Below are 17,625 nucleotides of genomic sequence, written 5' to 3'. Positions count from 1 at the left end.
GATGCGACTGCCGTTCCCGATGGGACCGGCTTCACGGATCTCTGGGGCTCACGCGACGCGCCCGTGACCACCGTCTCGTGACCGCGACGAAAGCTGACCGAGAACATGCGGTGCCATGGGTTGTCTCTCCGTGCGCTGAGCTGATGGCCTGGCTGGACGGCTCGTGGTGGCCGCGCTATCGCGGCATGATCCTGCCAGCTGTGCCTCCCACCGAGGAGGTTCCGGTATCACGCCGACGGTTTCTCCGCTGGTCAGCCATATAAAGTGAGTTTTCCGGTCCGGATGTCCAGCGCGGGGGAAGTAAGGAGTGGAGACCTTGAGTTCCGACTCGGGGGCACGCATAGCCTTCGCGGAACGCCTCGCACTGCTGTACAGGGAGGCCGGTAATCCTCCCCTCAAGAGCGTGGCCGAGGCGGTCGTCCGACTCCAGCGGACCGATGAGCGGGGGCGTCCCGTACGGGTCTCCGCCCAGCGGATCAGCGACTGGCGACGAGCGAAGAACGTACCCGCCCAGTTCCCCGCCCTCGCGGCCGTCCTGCATGTCCTGATACCCGACGCACGGCGCTCGCGGCCCGTGCCGGTGTCCCCGGGCCTGTACGACATGGCCCGCTGGCAACGGCTGTGGGAGCGTGCGCTGGCCGACCCGGTCGGCGAACGCCCCGCACCGGCCGCCGAAGAAGAGGAAGGGCCCCCGGCCGAGGGCCCGGCGGTCCCCGGCGGCGTATGTCCGTACCGGGGCCTCGCCTCGTACCGCCGGCAGGACGCCCGGTGGTTCTTCGGCCGGGAGCGGAGCACCGACGCCCTCGTCACCCAGTTGCACGCGGCGGAGAAGACGGGTGGCCTGGTCGTGCTCGTGGGCGCTTCGGGGGCGGGGAAGTCCTCGCTGCTGAACGCCGGTCTGGTGCCCGCGCTGCGCAACGGGGCGCCGGGCGACGGGGACGGCCGGGCGAGGAGCGTGACTCAACTCGTGCCGGGCGGCGACCCGCTCGCGGAGCTGGCCCGCCATATCCCCGAACTCGCGAGCTTGGTCCCCACGGCGGAGGAACCGGAAACGGACGAACCGGATCCGGAGGCGGACGCCGACGCGGACGAACGGGCGGCTGACGGCCCACCAGCGGACGCACCGACAGCAAAGGCACCGGCAGCAGACACACCGACAACGGACGAACCGACGGCAGACGCGCCAACAGCAGACAAACCAACGGCAACCAATCCAGCCACACACGGACCGGCCGCCCACGGACCAACCCCTCACGAACCGGCCGCCGAGCCCGGCACCCCCCAATTCGCCCACGCCGTCCGCGAGGCCGTCACCGCATGGGCGGACCGCGAGACGGCGTCCTCCTCCGACGCCCGCCCCGTCGTGATCGTGGATCAGTTCGAGGAGGCATTCACCCTCGGCTCCGACGAGGCCGACCGGCGTACGTTCATCCAGCTCCTCCACGCCGCCTGCACCCCCGCCGGCCCCGGTGAGCCGCCTCCCGTGCTCGTCGTCCTCGGCATCCGCGCCGACTTCTACGAGCTGTGCCTGGGCTACCCCGAACTGGCCGACGCGCTCCAGCACCGGCACATGGTGCTCGGGCCGCTGACCACCGCCGAGTTGCGCGAGGCGGTGACCGGCCCGGCCAAGGCGGTGGGCCTGGAGCTCGAACCGGGGCTCGCGGAGCTGATCGTCCGGGAGGTCAGCGCCGACGGCCCGCGTGGGACGCATGACGCGGGCGTACTGCCGCTGCTCTCCCACGCCCTGCTCGCCACCTGGCAGCGGCGGAAGGGCGGACGGCTGACGCTGGCCGGTTACCGCGCGGCGGGCGGCATCCAGGGGGCGGTGGCGGCGACCGCCGAGCGGGCCTGGTCCAGCCTCGACTCCGAGGCGCGCACGGCGGCGAGGCTGCTACTCCTCCGGCTGGTCCGGCTGGGCGAGGACACCCAGGCCACCCGCCGGCGGGGGACCCGGCACCAGCTGGCGAGGGAATCGACGGATCCGGGCAAGACGGAGGAATCGCTCGAAACGCTGGTCCGGGCCCGTCTGGTGACGCTCGACGCCGAGACCGTGGAGATCACCCATGAGGCGCTGCTCCACGCCTGGCCACGGCTGCGCGACTGGATCGACGAGGACCGCAACGACCATCTGGTGCGCCAGCGGCTGGAGGAGGACGGCCGGTCCTGGGAGGGCTCGAACCGCGACTCCTCCCTGCTCTACCGGGGCTCCCGGCTGGAGCAGGCCCACACCTGGGCGAAGACCGCGGGCGGCACCTATCTGACCCGTAGCGCGGTGGAGTTCCTGGCCGCTTCGGTGCGGCTGCGCAGGCGCACGGTGTGGCTCCGCCGTGGCGCGGTGTCGGCTCTGGTCGTGCTGGCGGTGCTGGCCGCCGGTACGGCGGTGGTCGCGTGGCAGCAGCGGGACGACGCGGTGTTCGAGCAGGTGGTCACCGAGGCCGATCGCTTCCAGAACACGGATCCGTCGCTGTCCGCCCAGCTCGCCCTGGTGGCACACGACTTGCGGCCGCACGACGAGGCCACCAGGAACCGGCTGCTGTCGGTGGTGAACGCGCCGCTGGCCACGCCGCTGCACGGCCACACCGGCGCCGTCTACCTCACCTCGTTCAGCCCGGACGGGCGGCTGTTGGCCACCGCCAGCTACGACCGGACCGTCCGGCTGTGGGACGTGACGGACCGGACCCGCCCCAAACCGCTGGGCAAGCCCCTCACCGGCCATACCAGCTGGGTGAGCAGTGCGGTCTTCAGCCCGGACGGCAACGCCCTCGCCAGTGCGGGCGACGACGGCACGATCCGGCTGTGGAACGTACGGGACCCCCGCCATCCGCGCCCGCTCGGCGCACCCCTCTCCCACCATGACGGCACGATCTATCTGCTCGCCTTCAGCCCGGACGGGCGCACGCTGGCCACCGCCACGGAGAATCGCGTCGTCCGCCTGTGGGACATGCGGCGCCCGGACCGGCCGAAGGCGATCGGCGCGCTGACCGGCGCCACCGCCGCCGTGCGCTCCGTGGCGTTCAGCCCGGACGGACGGACGCTGGCGGCCGGCGGCGACGATGCCTCGATCAGGCTGTGGAACATGGCCGATCCGCGCCGTCCGAAGCGGATCGGAAAGGCGCTGACCGGCCACAAGGATCTGATCCACTCGGTGGCGTTCAGCCCCGACGGCCGCACTCTCGCCAGCGGCAGCGCGGACAACACCGTCCGGCTGTGGGACGTCGGCGATCCACGTCATGCGGAGCCGCTGGGCTCGCCGCTCACCGGCCACATCGGCCCCATATGGTCGGTGTCCTTCAGCCCGGACGGATCCATGCTCGCCGTCGCCAGCCAGGACAGTACGGCGAGTCTGTGGAACGTCAGCGATCCGGCGTACCCGTCGCAGGTCGGCGAGCCGCTCGCGGGGAGCAGCGGCGAGATGTACGCCCTGGGCTTCAGCCCCGACGGGCGGACCCTCGCCACCGGGAGCGGCGACAACACGGTCCGGCTGTGGACGATCCCGACGTCGGACATGGTCGGCCGGGTCGGGGTGTTCCGCCCGGACGGGCGGGTGCTCGCCACGGCCGGGCGCGATGAGAAGGTCCGGCTGTGGAACGTGGACGATCCCAACCGGCCGGTGCCGCTGGGCGAGCCGTTCGACCCGGGGGAGGGCACGGTACGGGAGCTGACGTTCACCCCGGACGGCCACAACCTGGCGATGATGACCGGGGACCGCCAGGTGCGGCTGTGGAACGTCACCGACCCGACCCGGCCCGTCCCGTACAAGCCGCCCGTCCCGCTGCGGACCCGGTTCGCGGGCGCGCTGGGCTTCTCGCCGGACGGGCGCATCATGGCGACCGCGTACAACGACGACACCATCCAGCTGTGGAACGTCAGCGACCCGTCGCATGTCCGCCGGCTCGGCAAACCGCTCACCGGCCACCGGGGCTACGTCAACTCCCTCGTCTTCAGCCCGGACGGCCGCACACTGGCCAGCGGCAGCGCGGACAACACCATCCGGCTGTGGAAGGTGACCGACCCGCGCCACGCCACCCCGCGGGGCGCGCCGGTCACGGGCCACCTCGGACCCGTCAACGCGCTCGTCTTCACACCGGACGGCCGCACGCTGGCCAGCGGCAGCGACGACAACACGGTCCGGCTCTGGAACGTCACCGACCCCGGCAGGACGACCCGGCTGCGGTCCCCGCTCACCGGCCACACCGACGCGATCGTGTCGCTGACCTTCAGCAAGGACGGCAACACCCTCGCGAGCGGCGGCAACGACAACGCGGTCCGGCTGTGGGACGTCACCGTCCCCTCCAAGGCCACGTCCATCGGCCAGTCGCTGAGCCCCAACGCCAAGACCGGCAACTTCCTGTCGTTCAGCCCGCACAGCCGGATGCTCGGGGTGTCCAGCGGCGCGGACACGGTCCGGCTGTGGAGCCTGGACGTGGACGAGGCGGTGCGTCGCATCTGCTCGATGACGCGAGGTGTGCTGACTCCGGAGAAATGGGACGAATACCTATCCCGGCTCTCGTACGCGCCTCCGTGCGGTCGGTAACGACGTTGCGCGAACGTTGCGTGATCGCGGTCACAACTGCTCCCGCAAGGGAGGAGTCGGCTTCCCCACCCCGGCGACCGCGTTACTCTTAGGTACAGCCCGACCGCTGGTGCATCCCCCGTCGCCAGCGGTCGGGCGCTTCCATGTCAGGACCATGGCCGGGCCATGTCCGGGCATGGCCGGGGGACACTGGGCACCGGTGCGACGCGACAGCGAACGACCCGCATACCGCACGCCCGCACGCCACACGCCGCACGCCGCACGCCGAAAGACACCTCCCCACCTGGAGACCCCGTGATCCGCAGGCTCGTCGACCAGGCCGCTCTCGACCTCGGCCGCGAGTACGTCCGCCACGCGCCCTGGAGCGCCGGAAAGCGGGCCCTGGTCGAGCGCCACCTCAACGCCGCCCTGCGGGACCGCCCCCTGCACCGCCTGGCCCGTACGCGCTTCGGCGCCACGTTCGCCGTCGACACCCAGGACCTCATCCAGCGGTACCTCTACCTCTTCGGCGTCTGGGAGCCCCATATGACGCGGTGGCTCCAGCGCCGGCTGAGGCCCGGGGACGTCTTCGTAGACGTCGGGGCCAACATCGGCTACTACAGCGTCCTCGCCTCCCGCCTCGTCGGCCGCGGTGGGACGGTGGTGGCGATCGAGGCCTCACCGACGTTCCACCAGCTCCTCCAGCGCCACGCCCGGCGCAACGACCGCACCAACATCCGCGCCCTCAACGCGGCCGTCTCCGACCGCGACGAGCTGCTGACCTTCATCCTCGCCAGCTCCCGCAACATGGGCGCCAACAGCGTCGTCCCCTACGACGGCCCCGCCGAGTCCACCTTCGAGATCGCGGCCCAGCCCCTGCCCGACCTCCTCACCGACGACGAGATCACCAACGCCCGGGTCATCAAGATCGACGTGGAGGGCGCGGAAGGCAGCGTGGTCCGCGGCCTCGTCCCCCTCCTCGACAAACTGCGCCCCGACGCCGAACTGACCGTCGAGGTCACCCCCCAGCGCATGTCCGACCTGGGCGACTCCGTAGAAGACCTGCTGACCGCCCTCAAGGACCACGGCTTCCACGTCTACCGCCTGCCCAACGACTACGCGGCAGGCAGCTACCCGGACGCCCTGCGGCACCCACCGGAGGTTCCGGTCCGCTGGCGGGGGCCGGTCACCGAGGAAAGCGACCTGGTCTTCTCCCGGGTCGACGCGGAGACGCTGCCCTGAGTGGTCGTCCTGGGTGCGTCTACTGGTCGTCCTGGGGCAGGTGGGTCCTGGCGTCCTCGTAGGTGGCGTCGGCGGTGGACTCGGCCGGGGCGTAGACGAGGTGCAGCACACCGGTGCTGAACGTGGCGGAGGAGAGCAGTTTCAGCGGGATCGTGGTCTCGGCCTCGTCGAACAGCCGCATGCCCTTGCGGACGGCGATCGGGTGGACCAGCAGGTGCAGCTCGTCCAGCAGGCCGTGCGCCATGAGCTGCCGGACGACCGAGACCGAGCCGCTGAGGGCGATGTCCCCGCCCGGTTCGTTCTTCAGCGCGGTGACGGCCTCGGCGAAGTCGCCCTTGAGCTGCTCGGAGTTCCGCCAGGTGAAGCTGAGGTTCTGACGGGACAGGACGATCTTGCGGGCGTCGCCGAGCTTCTTGGCGAAGTGGGCGTCCTCACCGCCCGCCGCCTCGCGGTCCGGCCAGGCTCCGGCGAAGCTGTCGTAGGTCTTGCGGCCGATGAGGAGGGTGTCGGCGGTGCCGAGGACCGCGTCGACGGCGGCGCCCATCTCGTCGTTGAAGTAGGGGAAGTGCCACTGGTCCGGCGCCTCCACGACCCCGTCGACTGAGATGAACAGGCTGGCGGTGATCTTCCTCATGACGCCCCTCCGTGGGATGCGGTCGGTGAGCTCTTCCTCCTCTCAGACCGGGGAGGCCGCACAAACTCATCGGTGGCGGCCAGCGGGTTTCAGCGGCCGGCGGGTTTTCAGCGGCTGTCGTAGCGCCAGCCGTCCATGGCGGCCAGGACCCGGGCCCGCGCCTCGACCACCGCGAAGCGTGCCGCGCGCTCGGCCGCGTCGGTGTGGGCGGACTGGCTGGTGACCTGGCCGGGCCACTTGCGGTAGAGCAGACCGGTCTCGGCGGTGAACCAGCCGCGGCTGACCGCGTTGAGGGCCATGAGGAGGCCGGTGTCCTCGGAGGCGGGGAGGGCCATCCAGCCGCCCAGGGCGAGGAGCAGGTCCCGGCGTACGAAGAGGGTGGCGGGGTGGACCTGGGCGCGGTGGCCGTTCGCCCGCCAGAATTCGAGGACCGCGCCGCGTGCGATGGGCCCCTGCGGCGGGTCGCCCTCGAAGCCGACGGTGGAGCCATCGGGCAGCAGGTCCAGGGCTCGGGAGGTGGCCCAGCCGAGATCGGAGTGGTCGGTGAGCGCGCGGAGGTCGCGGGCGAGGGCGCCGGGGGTGAGCATGTCGTCGGCGTCCAGCACCTTGACGTACGCGCCCTCGGCGCGGGCGAGCCCCATGGTGCGCGCCATCGCGGCCCGTCCGGCCCTGCCCTGCCCGAAGCTGACGCGGGCGTCGTCGGGCACGTAGGGCCGTACGGCGTCGGTCTCGCCGTCCTCCTGGATCACCCACTGCCAGTCCCAGCCGTCCGGCAGCTCCTGCTCGCACAGCGACTTGTGGGCGTCCGGCAGATGCACCGCGCCCGGGGCGTGGACCGCGGTGATGACGGTGATGGTGTTCGGCATGGTCACCACCTCTTCAGGGGCGTGGTGAAGACGAGTTCCGTACGGTCCCCGCACAGCGTCACGTCGGAGACCTCGACGACCCGATCGCCGATGTCCGTGCAGATCTTCCGGAGAACGATCACCGAAACCCCCTTCTTGAGGCCGAGCGCCTCCGCCTCCTCCACCGTCGGCGGCCGGGCCGTGATCCGTTCCTCTATGCGGTCCAGCTCGATGCCGATCGTGTAGAGCTGATTCTGGGTGCCGCCGGGCCAGGGCTCATGGGCGGCGTCGAGCAGGTCGGGGTTGGCGGCCACGACATCGTGGACCAGGTAGGAGTGCACGAGCGCGAACGGCGCGTCCTCCTCACGGCAGTTGGTGCGGTAGATCCGCTCCAGCAGCCGCGTGCCCACGGGGACCCCGAAGACCGACGCCAGGTCCTCGTCGGCCTTCGCGTCGCGGTACTCGGCGTGGAAGGCGAGGTCGCCGACCTCGAGCCCGGTGTCGTGCTCGGTCGACCCGGTCCGCAGCCGCTCCGCCCTGGACCGGCGGGCCCGGTCCTTCTCCCACTGGTGCCGCTCATTGCTCCGCTCGACCCGCCGGCGCGGGGTCCGTACGAACGTCCCCACCCCGTGCCGCCTGTCGATCAGCCCCTCGGCCACCAGCTCCGACAGCGCACGCTGGAGCGTCGGCACGCTCGTCCGATACCGCGCCGCAAGCTTGTCCTCGGCCGGCAGCCGCTCCCCGGGCCCGAGCTGACCTGCGCGGATGCTCTGGCGCAGGGCATCCGCGATCTGCTCGTACTTGGCCATGGGTGCTCACCGTCCCAGATTGCGCGGACGCTTTCAGCGTAAGTCCTCAAGACGTCTTGAGGACCGGAGCCGGGGCCGGACGGGCCACCACCCACCAATTGACGCCCCGCCGGGCAGCACCAAGCCCCCTACTCGCGGTCTCACCGCGAGTAGGGGGCTTGATCGTTCGGGGCTTACTTCTTCTTGCCCTGGTTCTTGACTGCCTCGATGGCGGCCTTCGCGGCGTCCGGGTCGAGGTAGGTGCCGCCCGGGTTGACCGGCTTGAAGTCGGCGTCCAGTTCATAGGAGAGCGGGATGCCCGTCGGGATGTTCAGGCCCGCGATGTCGGCGTCGGAGATGCCGTCCAGGTGCTTGACCAGGGCACGGAGGGAGTTGCCGTGGGCCGCGACCAGGACCGTCTTGCCCGTGAGCAGGTCCGGGACGATGCCGTCGAACCAGTACGGGAGCATGCGGACGACGACGTCCTTGAGGCACTCCGTCCGCGGGCGCAGCTCCGGCGGGAGGGTCGCGTAGCGCGGGTCCGCGAACTGGGAGTATTCGGCGTCGCGGTCCAGCGGGGGCGGCGGGGTGTCGTAGGAGCGGCGCCACAGCATGAACTGCTCCTCGCCGAACTCGGCGAGGGTCTGCGCCTTGTCCTTGCCCTGGAGGGCGCCGTAGTGGCGCTCGTTCAGGCGCCACGAGCGGTGGACGGGGATCCAGTGGCGGTCGGCGGACTCCAGCGCCAGCTGGGCCGTGCGGATCGCGCGCTTCTGGAGCGAGGTATGGACCACGTCGGGGAGCAGGCCGGCGTCCTTCAGCAGCTCACCGCCGCGGACGGCCTCCTTCTCGCCCTTCTCGTTCAGGTTGACGTCCACCCAGCCGGTGAACAGGTTCTTCGCGTTCCACTCGCTCTCGCCGTGGCGGAGGAGGATCAGCTTGTACGGTGCGTCGGCCATGCCGTTGAGCCTACTGGACCAGTCCGAGGGGCTCGGTTGACGGACCCCGTCAATTGACTGGCGGGCCGGGGGCCCTATCGGTAAGTTGCGGATGCTGGTTGTGCCACTTACAGGGTGCGCTGCTCACAGGGGGGAGTCGTCCGGTGTCCGTCGTCCGACTGAGGCAGGCCGCGAAGGAGAGCGTCTCGGGGTTGCCCCGGGAGTTCTGGTGGCTGTGGACCTCCACGCTGGTCAATCGGCTGGGCGGGTTCGTGGCCACCTTTCTTGCCATGTACCTGACCGTGGATCGAGGCTACTCGGCGATGTTCGCCGGGCTGGTCGGGGCGCTGCACGGGCTGGGCGGGGCCGTGTCGGCCGTCGTCTCCGGGGTGCTGACCGACCGGCTGGGGCGGCGGCCCACGCTGCTCGTCGCACAGCTGTCGACCGCGGTCACGGTCGCCGTGCTGGGGTTCGTCCAGAACCCGGTCGCCATCGCCGTCGTGGCCTGTCTGGTGGGGATGACCAGCAACGCGTCACGGCCCGCGGTGCAGGCGATGATCGCCGACATCGTCGCCCCCGGGGACCGGGTACGGGCCTTCGCGCTCAATTACTGGGCCATCAACCTCGGCTTCGCCGTCTCCGCGGCGGCGGCCGGGCTGATCGCGCGCCATGGCTATCTCACGCTCTTCCTGGCGGATGCCGGGATGACGCTGCTGTGTGCGGTCATCGTCTTCGGCAAGGTTCCGGAGTCCCGGCCCGAGCGGGAGCGTACCGGCGAGGGCGTGGTGGCGGATGCGCCGGAGCGCGAGGTCGGGTTGGGCGCTGTGCTGCGGGACCGGCGGTTCATGGCCGTGGTCGCGCTGTCGTTTCTGGTCGCGACCCTCATCCAACAGGCCTTCGTGGCGCTGCCCGTGGCGATGGGGGCGGACGGGCTGTCCAGTACGGACTTCGGCGTCGCGATCGCGACGAACGGCGTGCTGATCGTGGCCGTACAGATCCCGGTGACGCGGTTCCTCGAACATCGCGATCCGGCGCCGCTGCTGATGGTGTCCGCGCTGCTGACCGGCGCCGGGTTCGGGCTGACCGCCTTCGCCGGATCGGTCGGGATGTACGCACTGGCCGTGATGGTCTGGACGGTCGGCGAGATCATCAACTCTCCGACGCAGATGGGGCTGGTCGCCCGGCTCTCCCCGACCCATGGGCGCGGCCGCTACCAGGGGATGTACACCCTGTCGTGGTCCCTCGCCTCGCTCATCGCCCCGCTCGCGGGCGGCGCCGTCATGGACCGCTTCGGCGCGGACGCCCTGTGGGCGGCCAGCGCCGTGGTGGGCCTCGTGGCGGCCGGGGGGTACATGGCGCTGGGGCGCGCCCTGCGGAACCGGCCCGCGGCCGGGGAGTCCGGGGGCGGGGTGGGTGCGGGTGCGGGTGCGGCTTCGGGTGCGGCTGCGGCTTCCGCTTCGGCTTCGGCTGGTGAGGGTGGTCAGGTTGGGGCTGCTTCCGGCGGTGGGACTGGTGCTGCTTCCGGTGCCGGAGTGCCTTCCGTGGGGGCGGGCTCCTCCTAGCGGGGCTGGGCCGTCTCCGGCGGGGATCAGGGCGTGGGCCTCGGGATGACCGGCTCGATGTGGATGCTCGGCACTGAGCGTGGGGGCAGGCGGTATGCCGGGGACGTCGGCCAGGCCGGGAAGGTGGGCCGCTGGTACGTCGGGAACGGTGCGGGCTCCGTGCCGGTGGTGCCGCCCGGCTGGTAGCGGTCGTTCCAGCGGGTCACCGGTGTTCCGGGGTAGCTCGGCTCGCCCCGGTTCACCCACAGGACGAACGTCAGCCCCGTCAGCCCCACCAGCACGGTGAGCGCCAGCGCCCGTACGGCGGTGATGCGCCGACGCGCGGGGCCGGTGGCACCGGGTGCGATGCTGATCCGTAGCGCCTTCTCCCCCGGCACCGGCCCGTCCGCCGTACCCCCTGCCGGGCCGGTGGTGGGCAGGGGTGCGCGTTCGTCCACGCCCAGGGCGGCCAGGTGCAGCCCCAGCCGCTGGGTCTGGCCTGGGAGTCGTACGGCGGTGTCGGCCCAGGTGCGGATGGTCTCGGGGGCGATGCCGTCGGGCGGTACGAGGATGCTGGGGCCGGTCCAGTTCATGGCCCAGTACGCGGTCCCCCGCGCTACCAGTTGCGCCCCGATCAGTACGGCCAGGGCCCCGGCCAGGGGGGCGAGTGGGTCCTGTCCGGTCTGATCGCCACGGAGCGTTCGCTCGCCCTCGGACAGCCGGGCGTTCAGCGCGCGGGCCAGCGGCATGCGGCGGCCGCCGTCCAGCAGTCGCAGCACTCGGTGGATTGTCAGCGTGTCCGGCTCCGGTACCGGTTCCGGCGCTGTCTTCTGTCGCCGCCCCATCCCCTCCGTCTCCTCCACCCCGCGTACCGCCTCCGCCAGCGGGGTCAGAATCCGCGTAGCGCGGTGCTCCGCCAGCTCGGTGAGCCAGTCCCGCCAGGGCACCCTCGTGCCCGCGTCCGGGCCGGACAGCAGGACACGGCCCAGCTCGACCGCGTACCGCGGCTGTACGGAGAGCGGCTGTACGGAGAGCGGCTCTGGGGAGGGGTGGGGGTCGGTTCCGGGCCCCTGCGCAGGCAGGCGCGCCAGCCGTTCCAGCCGGACGGCCAGGGCCGGATGCGCGTCGTCGGGGTCCGCGGGCCGCTCGACGGCACGGGTGCGCAACACGGCCATCGGCTCCCGCAGTTCTGGCGCCTCGACCATATGGGCGAAGGCGCGGAACGGATCGTCGGGGATCCGGCCCGTCGCCCGGCGCATCGGGGCGAGGAAGTCCACGAGGAACTCCTGCCACGCCGCCTCCAGCGCCGCCGTGGAGCACAGCGCGTCGGCGACGGCGCCCGGACCGGCCACCCGCGCCGCCTCGCGATCGGCCTCCAGCTCCTGCCGCCGCCGGACCGGGCGGGTGAGCCGGCGGAAGACATGGGTGTAGAGGCCGAGCAGCAGCAGCGGTACGCCCGCGTACAGCCGCACCAGGTCGTTCGCGGCCGACGCGTCCTGGATCGCCTGCCGGGCGGCGACCAGACCCGCCGCGCCCCGGTGGGCGACCGCGCCGAAGCGGCTGTGGCGGCCGGAGAAGTGGCCCAGCTCATGCGCGAGGACGGCGCGCAGTTCGGCGGGCGAAAGGCCGGCCAGCAGGGGCAGTCCCAGGTAGAGGACGCGTCGGCCGGGAGCGAGGCCGAGGAGCGGTGCGTCCTCGGTGACGGAGGCGTTGACCTCGGCGGTCAGCCTGATGTGACCGGGCGGCCGGGTGCCGACGTCGAGGGCCAGCTCCTCGACCGTGCGCCATAACTCCGGCGCCCCGCGCCGGGTCACCGTCACCGCGTCCTCGCGCGGGGCGGCGGGGCGGGCGGTGCGGACCACCGCCCACACCATGCCGAAGACGATGGGGGCGAACGCCGCGCAGGCGGTGACCACGGTGGTGGGCGGCGTCGTGGCCTCCGGCGTTCCCGCGGTCCATAAGGCCGCCGCGAGGAAGGCCGCCCAGAGCAGCACCATGGCCGCGACCAGCGCGTAGAAGACGGCGAGCAGGGCGAGGGCGAGGAGCGCGCGGGCGGTGACGAGGAGCGCGCGGGCGGTGACGAGGAGCGCGCGGGCGGCGGCGATCATCGACGCCCCCGCATGCCGTCGGCACCGTCCCCACTCCCGTCCCGCAGCGCCCGGCCCTCGCCCCTGAACCCGGCCGACAGCCACTCCGCGGCCCCGAACAGGGCCACGCTCAGCGGGTCCTCCGGGGCGCGGGTCAGGAGGCGGTCGGTCGCGCGGCCCGGTTCCGGGGAGACGTCGAGCAGCAGGCTCAGCCGGGCGCGGGCCTTGTGGAGGTTGCTGCCGACGCTGCCCACGGAGATGCCCAGCTCGGCGGAGATCGCCTGGTAGCTCATGCCCTCGAGCGAGTGCATGACGACCACCTGGCGCTGACGCGGCGGCAGCGTGCCGAGGGCGCGCAGGGCGGCCAGTGCCTCGGCGGTCTCCTCCACGCTCGCGGTCGCGGCGGCCGGGACGCTCATCTCGGCGGGCTTCCAGCGGAACCACCAGCGCCGCCCGTCCCGCGAGAGCTTGCGCCGCATGGTGGTGGTCACCCATGCCTCGGGCGAGGTGCACGCCCTGACCTCGGGCCAGCGGCGCATCGCCTCGATGTACGCCTCCTGCACGGCGTCCTCGGCGTTCTGCCGGTTGTCGCTGAGCATCACCGCGCGGGCGGCCAGCCAGGGGTAGGTGCGGGCGTAGAAGGCGTCGAACTCCTCCTCGGGCCGCCCGCCACGCGCGGTCTCCCCGACGGTGTCGCTCATTCCGATCGACCCCCGTCCCGCTCGCCCCGCTCCTCCCGCTCCTCCGGCCGCCGCCGTATGGTCAGCGCCGCGCCGTCGGGACGGCGGTCGGTGAGGACCGTGCCCGGCTCCGTTCTGTTCACCAACTCGGCCAGCGTGCGCGCCCGGAGCCGTTCCCCCGAGCGCGCCGCCAGCCAGCGGATGACGTCCCCCATCAGCCGTAGCACCCCCACCGTCACGACCGTTGCCACCGTGAGCCACGGATTGTCCATGAGCACCGTTGTGTCTCCTCTTCATGGTTCCCGGCCGCCGGAGCCGGTTCACCATGAAGAGCCCTCATGGACCGTATTTCTTCACCGCGTTCCACGATGTTTCAGGGGAGATGTCAGCGAAGCGCGCGCTGCGCCTCGTACAGGTTGCGGGGGTGGACGGCCTCCGGGTGGCCGTAGGACTCGATACGGGAGTGGAGCGGACCGGTGAAGTCCGGGACGTCGATCTGGCCGAACTGCCGCACCTCGCTGATCCCGACCGTCGCGCTGTACGGCGCGACGTCGTCGATCTTGACGCATCCGGCCCGCTGATTGGTGACCGTGACGTTCCAGTGGGCGAACCGCGCACCGTAGAGCGGACCGGCGCTCGCGTCGCCGCCGTGCGACCCCGTGTTGTCCACGGTGATCTCCGTACGGACGTTGGCGAAGGGCATCCCGCGGTGGGTGTCGAAGGTGCCCATCTCCATCCGGCCGCGCGACCAGACGTTGTAGCTGGACAGCCCCTCCACGTTGACCCCGTGCAGCTGTGTCCCCGCCGGGGCCGGGACGGTGCGCTGGGCCAGGACGAAGTCCTCCACGAGGTTGTCGTGCGAGCCCTCTCGGCAGCAGTAAGGATGGTGGCTGCCGCGGCCCGTCACCCGGGTGCGGCGCAGGGTGCACGCCTTGGCGGCGACGAGCAGGAAGCCGTTGTCGACGTTGTTGACGGTCACGTCGTCCACCCAGCAGTCCCACGCGCACTGCAGCGCGACGCCGTTGTACCCCTTGTCCAGCAGGTGCTTCGACTGCGGGGTCTCGACGACGTCGAGGGTGATGCCCTCGACCCCGGAGCCGGTGACCGGGCGCACCAGTGTGGTGAACCGGGGCTTCCAGACGGACCGGGCGTCGAGCGGCAGCGGGCGGTCGAGGGTCACCCGGCGGCGCCGCCGGTCGACGGCGACGACGCGGCACGGCCACTCATAGGGGACGTACGAGGTGAGTTTGGTCTTGTCGGTCCAGACGTAGTCGGCGGCGCCCTCGACGTCACCGGCCATATGGGCCAACAGCGAGTGGCTGTCGTCGTCGGTGAGTTGGAGCAGTACGCGGTCGCCGCGGCGCAGGGCGGACGGATCCTCGACGGTCACCGTCCAGTCGCCGCGGCGGGCGGGGGCGGCGAAATCGGTAAGGGTGTGCCACTCGTCGCGCCGGTTGCCGGTCCAGCCCTCGAACGGCCACGCCTGGGCGCGGATCGCGTCGGTGAGGGAGCGCCAGCGGGCGTCCGGGCAGATCCAGATGAGCCCGCCGGCCCAGGACCAGGACGACTTGTCGCCGCCGTAGCGGCTGCCGTACGGGCCGATCAGCTCGGTGAGGTTACGGGTCGCGTGGAGGGTGGTGCGGCCGCTGCCCGCGCCGCGCAGTACGACGTTGTCGTAGCCGAGGCGGATCACGTCGTCCACGCGGTACGTCCCGGGCGGCACCAGCACCGTGCCGCCGCCGCGGCGACCGGCGGCGGCGATGGCGCGGTTGATCGCGGGGGCGGCGTCCGCGGAGCCGTCGGGGCGGGCGCCGAAGGCGCGGACGTCCGCGACGACGGGCAGGCGCGGGAAGTTCGTGCGGCCACCGAGGTATCCGGCACGGCCGACGTAGGGGATCTGGGGGTGGGTGTACGGGTGGGCGCGGAACTCACGCCAGAGGGCGGACGTACGGGCGCCGCCGGACGTGTCCGCCCCGCCGGACGTACGGGTCCCGCCCGGCATACCCGGTGCGGCGGCCGCCGCCGCGTCCGTGGCGGTCAGGAGCGGGGCCCCCGTCCCCAGGAGCGTGGCGGCCGCCGCCAGTCCCATCGCACCGCCGAGCAACTGCCTTCTGTCGATCTCCGTGCCCATGAGCCAGCCCCGCCTTCCATGGATGTGAACGCAGTTCAGGTGAGAGACGGCGTGAGGATGCCATGGGGCAGGGGCGCGCGGAAGGGGTCGCGTCAGGATGGGCGTAGGTCAACAGGATCAGGCGTAGGTCAAGCGGAAAGGTGGATGTCGGACGAAGACCGGGCCGGGGCCCGGTCGTTCACTTCGCCGTATCCCGAGTCAGATTGCTGAACGCCTCAAGATTCCGCGTCGATTCGCCCCGCGAGGTACGCCACGCGTACTCCTTGCGAATGGCCGTGGCGAACCCCATCTCCAGCAGCGTGTTGAAGCTGCCGTCCGCGTTCTCCAGCACCGTACCGAGCAGCCGGTCCACTTCCTCCGGGGTGACGGCCGCGAGCGGCAGCTTGCCCACCAGATAGATGTCGCCGAGCTGGTCGATCGCGTAACTCACCCCGTACAGCCGGGTGTTGCGCTCCAGCAGCCAGCGGTGGACCGCCTCGTGGTTCTCATCCGGGTGGCGGACGACGAAGGCGTTGACCGAGAGGGAGTGCCGGCCGACCCGCAGCGAGCAGGTGGTCGACAGCTTGCGGGTGCCCGGGAGCGTGACGACGTAGGTGCCGTCCTCCGGGCTCTCCCACTGCAGTTCGGCGTCGTTCAGCGTCCGCTCGATGACGGCCCGGGGGTCGGCCTCGGGGTCGGTGTCAGCCTTACGGTCAGCCTTGGGATCAGCCATGGGCCGATCGTAGGCGACGCCGCTCGCGCATCGCCTCCGTGTACACCTCCGCCGTGGCCGCGGCGGCCGTGTCCCACCCGAAGGACTGGGCGTGCCGGGCCGCCGCCGCGCCCATCCGGTCCGCCCGCCCCGGGTCCTGTACGAAGGGGCGCAGGGCGCGGGCGTAGTCGGCGGGGTCATGGCCGTCGATCAGCGTGCCGCTGACCCCGTCCCGTACGGCAACCGGCAGACCGCCCACCGAGGCCGCCACGACCGGGGTGCCGCACGCCTGCGCCTCGATGGCCACCAGGCCGAACGATTCGCTGTACGACGGCATGACCAGCACGGACGCCGCCCGGTACCAGTCCGCGAGCTCGTCCTGCGCACAGGGCGGCCGGAACCGGACCACATCGCATATCCCGAGCCGCGCCGCCAGCTTGTGCAGCCCCTCGGGCTTGGCCAGGCCGCTGCCGCTAGGGCCGCCCACCACGGGCACGACGATGCGCTCGCGCAGCGAGGGGTCCTCCTCCAGGAGGTGGGCGACGGCGTGCAGCAGGATGTCGGGGGCCTTCAGCGGCTGTATGCGCCCGGCGAAGAGGGGTATCAGCGCGTCGGCCGGGAGCCCCAGCCGGGCGCGGGCGGCGGCCCGGCCGTCGGTGGGCCGGAAGCGGTCGAGGTTCACCCCGGGGTGGACGACCGCCACCAGCTCGCGCGCCGCCTCGTAGTGGCGCACCAGCTCCTCCGCCTCCTCGGCGGTGTTGGCGATCAGCCGGTCGGCGGCGCGGACGATCTGCTGCTCGCCGATGACGCGGGCCGCGGGCTCCGGGTTGTCGCCCGCGGCCAGCGCGGCGTTCTTGACCTTGGCCATGGTGTGCATGGCGTGCACCAGCGGCACTCCCCAGCGCTCGGCGGCCAGCCAGCCGACGTGGCCGGAGAGCCAGTAGTGGGAGTGGACGAGGTCGTAGTGGCCCGGCCGGTGCCCGGCCCACGCCTGCGTGACGCCGTGGGTGAACGCGCACAGCTGGGCCGGGAGATCCTCCTTGGCCAGCCCCTCGTAGGGCCCCGCGTCCACGTGCCGGACGAGCACCCCGGGGGCGAGCTCGACGGTCGGGGGCAGCGCGGCGGTGGTGGCGCGGGTGAAGATCTCCACCTCGATGTCGATGGCGGCCAGGCGCCTGGCCAGCTCCACGATGTAGACGTTCATGCCACCGGCGTCGCCGGTGCCGGGCTGGTGCAGCGGCGAGGTGTGGACGCTGAGCATCGCGATCCGCCGCGGACGCCGTGGAATGCGGCGAAGCCGCTGGTGGGACGGGGCGCCGAACGGTATGTGGGACCGGCCTCGCAGGCCGCCGAGCCGGGACGCGTGCTGGCTCACCGCGCGTTACCTCCTTGCCGGGGCGGGCTCCCTCGAACGCCTCAACACCGGAACGCATGGTTCCCATTTCCGCTTTGCCAAAGTGTGACGTTCTGATGCCCGACGGGCACTCCCCGTCCGCCCCGGCACGGGCTCCCGGCATGGGCTCCCCGTCCCGGGCATG

At 72.1% G+C, this 17,625-nt stretch carries 13 protein-coding genes; 3 read left to right on the top strand and 10 right to left on the bottom strand.

What is annotated here, in order from left to right:
- The first annotated feature begins 307 nt into the window (after positions 1 to 307).
- A complete protein-coding gene (locus ACMTAK_RS28245) occupies positions 308 to 4,534 on the top strand; it encodes a WD40 repeat domain-containing protein (protein ID WP_461773819.1) in 4,227 nt (1,408 codons plus the stop codon).
- Between the two features lie 297 nt (positions 4,535 to 4,831).
- Positions 4,832 to 5,755: an FkbM family methyltransferase gene (locus ACMTAK_RS28240; RefSeq protein WP_413813011.1), complete on the top strand. Its 924-nt coding sequence runs from the start codon at positions 4,832 to 4,834 to the stop codon at positions 5,753 to 5,755.
- A 19-nt stretch (positions 5,756 to 5,774) separates the two neighbouring features.
- On the opposite strand, the gene ACMTAK_RS28235 is transcribed toward ACMTAK_RS28240, so the two are convergent.
- The 4 genes from ACMTAK_RS28235 to ACMTAK_RS28220 form a co-directional block, all read right to left on the bottom strand.
- Positions 5,775 to 6,389: a dihydrofolate reductase family protein gene (locus ACMTAK_RS28235; protein WP_413808779.1), complete on the bottom strand. Its 615-nt coding sequence runs from the start codon at positions 6,387 to 6,389 to the stop codon at positions 5,775 to 5,777.
- Between the two features lie 107 nt (positions 6,390 to 6,496).
- Positions 6,497 to 7,255, bottom strand: a complete 759-nt coding sequence (locus ACMTAK_RS28230) for a glycosyltransferase family 2 protein (protein ID WP_413808778.1) — start codon at positions 7,253 to 7,255, stop codon at positions 6,497 to 6,499.
- 2 nt (positions 7,256 to 7,257) lie between these two features.
- On the bottom strand, positions 7,258 to 8,043 hold the full coding sequence (locus tag ACMTAK_RS28225; RefSeq protein ID WP_413808777.1) for a GntR family transcriptional regulator: 786 nt from the start codon (positions 8,041 to 8,043) through the stop codon (positions 7,258 to 7,260).
- A 173-nt stretch (positions 8,044 to 8,216) separates the two neighbouring features.
- Positions 8,217 to 8,978, bottom strand: a complete 762-nt coding sequence (locus tag ACMTAK_RS28220; RefSeq protein ID WP_413808776.1) for a phosphoglyceromutase — start codon at positions 8,976 to 8,978, stop codon at positions 8,217 to 8,219.
- 143 nt (positions 8,979 to 9,121) lie between these two features.
- Here ACMTAK_RS28220 and ACMTAK_RS28215 point away from each other — a divergent pair, with 143 nt between their 5' ends.
- On the top strand, positions 9,122 to 10,519 hold the full coding sequence (locus tag ACMTAK_RS28215; protein WP_413808775.1) for an MDR family MFS transporter: 1,398 nt from the start codon (positions 9,122 to 9,124) through the stop codon (positions 10,517 to 10,519).
- Between the two features lie 26 nt (positions 10,520 to 10,545).
- On the opposite strand, the gene ACMTAK_RS28210 is transcribed toward ACMTAK_RS28215, so the two are convergent.
- The 6 genes from ACMTAK_RS28210 to mshA all read right to left on the bottom strand — a co-directional run bounded on the left by ACMTAK_RS28210 (position 10,546) and on the right by mshA (position 17,462).
- Complete coding sequence (locus ACMTAK_RS28210; protein ID WP_413808774.1) at positions 10,546 to 12,606, bottom strand: M48 family metalloprotease; 2,061 nt, start codon at positions 12,604 to 12,606, stop codon at positions 10,546 to 10,548.
- Positions 12,603 to 13,286 carry an RNA polymerase sigma factor gene (locus ACMTAK_RS28205; protein ID WP_413808773.1) on the bottom strand — a complete coding sequence of 228 codons (684 nt, stop codon included), beginning with the start codon at positions 13,284 to 13,286 and terminating at the stop codon, positions 12,603 to 12,605. The genes ACMTAK_RS28210 and ACMTAK_RS28205 overlap by 4 nt, the downstream gene beginning before the upstream one ends.
- Positions 13,283 to 13,537 carry a hypothetical protein gene (locus ACMTAK_RS28200; RefSeq protein ID WP_413808772.1) on the bottom strand — a complete coding sequence of 85 codons (255 nt, stop codon included), beginning with the start codon at positions 13,535 to 13,537 and terminating at the stop codon, positions 13,283 to 13,285. The genes ACMTAK_RS28205 and ACMTAK_RS28200 overlap by 4 nt, the downstream gene beginning before the upstream one ends.
- 113 nt (positions 13,538 to 13,650) lie before the next feature.
- Positions 13,651 to 15,396, bottom strand: a complete 1,746-nt coding sequence (locus ACMTAK_RS28195; RefSeq protein WP_413808771.1) for a glycoside hydrolase family 55 protein — start codon at positions 15,394 to 15,396, stop codon at positions 13,651 to 13,653.
- 178 nt (positions 15,397 to 15,574) lie between these two features.
- Positions 15,575 to 16,108 carry a type III secretion system chaperone family protein gene (locus ACMTAK_RS28190; RefSeq protein WP_413808770.1) on the bottom strand — a complete coding sequence of 178 codons (534 nt, stop codon included), beginning with the start codon at positions 16,106 to 16,108 and terminating at the stop codon, positions 15,575 to 15,577.
- A complete protein-coding gene (gene mshA, locus ACMTAK_RS28185) occupies positions 16,101 to 17,462 on the bottom strand; it encodes a D-inositol-3-phosphate glycosyltransferase (RefSeq protein ID WP_413808769.1) in 1,362 nt (453 codons plus the stop codon). Before mshA ends, ACMTAK_RS28190 begins: the two co-directional genes overlap by 8 nt.
- Between the last annotated feature and the right edge of the window lie 163 nt (positions 17,463 to 17,625).

Source organism: Streptomyces lacaronensis (genome assembly GCF_047337785.1).
Lineage (GTDB): Bacteria > Actinomycetota > Actinomycetes > Streptomycetales > Streptomycetaceae > Streptomyces > Streptomyces lycopersici.
Note: the sequence above shows the minus strand (reverse complement) of the source record. Positions and strands in the feature narration are given on the sequence as shown.